We start from the raw sequence: 1,939 nt of genomic DNA on the forward strand, positions 1-1,939 counted from the left end.
GTGTGTCCCGAACGCAAGGAGGAGTTCGATGTAGGTAGAGCACCTTGTTGCGGTGCTGCGTGGAAGATGAAGGACTTTGGCCCTTCGGAGTCGCCCTGCGGGGGGAGGCTTCAAACCACCTCATGCTGCGTTGGCTGAAGACCGTCGTGGTGAGCGATGAGGAAACGGCGCCGTAAGAGGCGTCAGGTGGGGATCAGGAAGACGAGCGCAAGCGAATCGTCATTGATGTGTCGTAACGGAATCAGCTGACATCGAAACCGAGGTTGTGTAACCGGCCCTCGGGATGAGCCTGGCGGGAGCCCGTCTATTGGCCAGGTGGTGTCCGGCATGTAGGCGACGTGAGCCTGATCTGCTGCTTTCACGTGGAACGGGAGAAGGCGTGCCCCGACACTGTCCGTCCTGGTCAGGGCGGCGAGAGGGAGCGTCCCAAGCGGCTGAATCCGTAAGGGACTGAGTACCGTCGCGGGGTGCGCTGGCGGACCGGCCCGTAGTAGTGAGGAAGCCCCTGTAATGGGGGTGGAGCGAAGGGGCCGGGTCATCCGTGGCTGTGTTCGTTTGGTCAACCGGATGCTCTCCGGGAGGAGCCGATGGAGCAGTTGAAATCTTTAGGCAAGCCGTTTGAGATCTCGAAGTGGGAGGTCTGGGAGGCTTTTCAGGATGTGAAGAGGAATCAGGGTGCGCCCGGGGTGGATGGGCAGTCCATTGCTGACTTCGAGTCTGATCTGCGGGGAAACCTGTACAAGATCTGGAATCGGATGTCGTCGGGGACGTACTTTCCCCCTCCGGTGCGTGCGGTGGAAATTCCGAAGCAGCATGGCGGCGGGATGAGGATGCTCGGCATCCCCACCGTCGCCGACAGGGTCGCTCAGACCGTTGTGGCCAAGCACCTGGGGGTTCGCGTGGAACCGGTGTTCCACGAAGACTCCTATGGCTACCGGCCAAGACGGTCGGCCCTGGACGCGGTGGAGCGCTGCCGGACACGGTGTTGGAAGAAGGACTGGGTGATCGATCTCGACATCCAGAAGTTCTTCGACAGCGTCCGGTGGGACCTCATCGTCAAGGCTGTCGAGGCTCACACCGATGCCGTATGGGTGATTTTGTATGTCAAGCGGTGGCTCCAAGCGCCGCTTCAACTGCCCGACGGCACCTTGCAGAAGCGAGATCGGGGAACCCCGCAAGGATCTGCGGTCTCGCCCGTGCTGGCGAACCTGTTCATGCACTACGCGTTCGACACCTGGCTCGCCCGGACCTATCCGGACGTCCAGTTCGAACGTTATGCCGACGACGCGGTCGTGCACTGCGTCAGCGAGCGCCAGGCCCGCAAGGTCCTGACGGAGCTCGGGAACAGGATGGAAGAGGTCGGGCTGCGACTGCATCCCGACAAGACCAAGATCGTGTACTGCAAGGACAGCAACCGCCGGGGCTCTTATGAGCACACGGCGTTCACGTTCCTGGGGTTCACGTTCCGCCCGCGCGGTGCCCGTGCCAAGAGTGGCCGGATGTTTCTGGCCTTCATGCCGGCGGTCAGCAAGGACGCCCTGAACAAGATGAGCGAAGAAGTCCGCCGCTGGCGGCTACATCGCCGTCCCAACTTCACGTTCGTAGGGCTCGCCAAGGAGATCAATCCGATCGTGGCGGGCTGGATGAACTACTACGGCCGGTTCTACCGGTCGGCGTTGTATCCCCTCTTGGCGCGCATCAACGCCTACTTGGTGCGATGGATCCGCCGGAAGTACAAACGGCTCGCGGGGCTGAGAAAGGCCGTCGAGTGTATGCGGGGGATCGCCAAACGCTATCCCCGGCTGTTCGCACAGTGGAAGTGGACGACCGAAGCCTCCATCGCCTGGTGACCAGGATGACAAGAGCGGAGTGACGGGAGACTGTCACGCTCCGTTCTGTGGGAGCCCGGGGGTGCGATTCCCCCGGGCCACCCGACCCC

Annotated in this window: 1 protein-coding gene; it reads left to right on the forward strand. The window is 62.2% G+C overall.

Annotation, left to right across the window (positions count from 1 at the left end; translation table 11 throughout):
- The first annotated feature begins 587 nt into the window (after positions 1 to 587).
- Positions 588 to 1,850 carry a group II intron reverse transcriptase/maturase gene (ltrA, locus tag ACFY0T_RS50245; protein ID WP_388885967.1) on the forward strand — a complete coding sequence of 421 codons (1,263 nt, stop codon included), beginning with the start codon at positions 588 to 590 and terminating at the stop codon, positions 1,848 to 1,850.
- Positions 1,851 to 1,939 lie beyond the last annotated feature (89 nt).

The organism is Streptomyces sp. NPDC001530, assembly GCF_042894545.1.
In the GTDB taxonomy this organism is placed as follows: Bacteria; Actinomycetota; Actinomycetes; order Streptomycetales; family Streptomycetaceae; genus Streptomyces.

Coding starts and splice junctions, on each gene's coding strand:
- ltrA (WP_388885967.1), top strand. CDS start 588: ATGGAGCAGTTGAAATCTTTAGGCAAGCCGTTTGAGATCTCGAAGTGG.